The sequence below is a fragment of the Paraglaciecola sp. genome (assembly GCF_051252315.1).
In the GTDB taxonomy this organism is placed as follows: Bacteria; Pseudomonadota; Gammaproteobacteria; order Enterobacterales; family Alteromonadaceae; genus Paraglaciecola.
In genome coordinates this window covers 1-2,029 of the sequence record NZ_JBPOFP010000253.1, presented here as the reverse complement: position 1 = coordinate 2,029, position 2,029 = coordinate 1, and the positions used below count along the sequence as shown (strand labels likewise).

The 2,029-nt window shown below is 41.3% G+C and carries 2 protein-coding genes; both read right to left on the bottom strand.

Going from position 1 to position 2,029, the window contains the following annotated elements:
* Window positions 1-176: 176 nt before the first annotated feature.
* The gene (locus tag ACSHXM_RS21760) at window positions 177-1,148 is read right to left on the bottom strand and encodes a PorP/SprF family type IX secretion system membrane protein (RefSeq protein WP_435692521.1); all 972 of its coding nucleotides are present in this window, start codon (window positions 1,146-1,148) and stop codon (window positions 177-179) included.
* 31 nt (window positions 1,149-1,179) lie between these two features.
* Window positions 1,180-2,029, bottom strand: an 850-nt coding sequence (locus ACSHXM_RS21755; RefSeq protein WP_435692519.1) for a gliding motility-associated C-terminal domain-containing protein, incomplete at its 5' end; no start/stop codon positions are given.

The window sequence follows — 2,029 nt, the reverse complement described above, 5'->3', positions numbered from 1 at the left end:
GCATTCTATCCACTCTAATAGCTCAACATAGCTAGTTATGTAGAGCTTTTACAATTGGTCAATCAACTGAATCCAGAGATTGTTAAATCTATTACCGGAAATGATTTATACACTAAATTTTTTTTTTGAGTATTTTTAAATCAGAAATGGTATTACGGGTGTTGTTTCCACTAATATTAAAAAAAGCGTGGCTTTATACTGCACTCACAATTGGCTTTGTTGAAAAGGTTGAAGTTTAAAAATACTTCATAAGATCCTTGACTAAAATCTTCAATTGAAGTGGCTTGATAATCATATCCAAAGCCCAAAAATAACTGATCGGATATTTGAAAACCGGTCATGGCACTGTATGCGGAACTCCAGCGGTAGGACGCCCCTACAACAAAACGTTCGTAAAAGAGAAAGTTTGCCGAGATGTCCCATTGTAAGGGCGAACCGGAAACTATCTTTGTCAGGGCAGCTGGTTTGAACTTGACCGTATCTGAAATTTCTAAAATATGCCCCGCAATAAGGTAGTAGTGCAACCGATCGTACACGTTCAATTCATACAGTGAGCTACCATTATTCGATTCGTCTACTAGATTAAAGTGTTCGGATTGAAAGAAAGTGGGAACCGATAGACCAATATAGAACTTATCATTATGATAGTAAACTCCTGCCCCTATCTGTGGAAGAATTTTGTTGTCAACGTTATTTTCGAAAATATCCCCAGGATCGGCTATGTTCAACTTAGAAAAATCGACATTTAACATTTTTATTCCAGCCTTCAAACCAAACGAAATTTTGGCCTTTCTCGAAACCCAGAGGCTATAGGCGTAGTCAAATGCCAGGTTAGATGTTACGGTCGGACCAATTTCATCTTGAAGAACGGATAGTCCCACTGCATTCTTTTGATCTAGACCTAAAGGTGTCATTACACTGAGCGTTCCTGTTTTTGGTGCCCCATCGAAATGTGTCCATTGCGTACGCCCCAGCAATGCAATATGAGGAACTTCCTTGGTCGCCATATAACCAGCATTAATGATTTGGGTATTGTACATATATTGGGTGTATTGCGGAGCTTGCTGAGCAACAAGACCGTCGCACAGAACAACAAACAAAAGGATTGCAAAAGTGACTATGGTTCGATTTGGGTTAGGTGGCATCATAAGTTATAAAAATCAGTGTCTTTGGTCGGTTTTATGGGTTGATGTACAAAAATCCTGAGTAGGAACGTTCCTTTTCACTAGATTGAGGGTTTTGCAATCTAATTGTATAAAAATAAGTACCGGATGGCAGCTTATCGCTTCTGTTTATAGTTGCCCTTCCGTTGGAATATCCCCTGAATACGTTTTGACTTTCGTTGTACCCAGTAGTTTCCCATACCAATACGCCCCACCGGTTAAAAATAGAAACATGGTTCTTAGGAAAATTAGAAATACCCCTAATTTCAAAATAGTCGTTTGATCCATCCCCATTTGGGGTAATACCGTTAAAGATTTCAATTTCCGAACCTGTTTCACCAATAATTTCCACATCAGTGGGGTCATCGGGGTCTCCGTCTCCATCAACATCCATGTCGGTGGGGTCAGTTGGATCATCCGAAAGATCCTCCCATAGCATACCATTTGGGGAAATTGCGTGTACAGTGGCCTGATTCGTTACCATACCAGCTTCGATATCGTCCGCAGTGATAGTGTATGTTTCCTGCCATGTCACAGTAGTCCCGGCTGGCAATTCATCCCATTCATACATGGTACCTCCTAAAAGTGGGTCAACGAGTTCCACTTGTTCCAAGGTGGTGTTCCCGGTATTTATCAGTGAGAAGAAGTAATTCACGGTCTCTCCTACGCGGGCGTAACCATCATTATTACTGTCGTTAAAAGTTCCTGTCTTTTGTAGTGATATACCGTTCCTTTGACAAATGGTAGTATAGGTGATTTCGTCATTTTGGGGATTGGTGCCCGATAGGTCGTCTACTATGGTTCCGTCCGGAGCCAGTCCCTCAACAGATGCTTGGTTTTCCACCCACCCCAAGTCTATATCGGTC

Excerpts from the sequence above, each read along its gene's own strand:
- ACSHXM_RS21760 (WP_435692521.1), bottom strand. The coding sequence starts at position 1,148 with ATGATGCCACCTAACCCAAATCGAACCATAGTCACTTTTGCAATCCTT.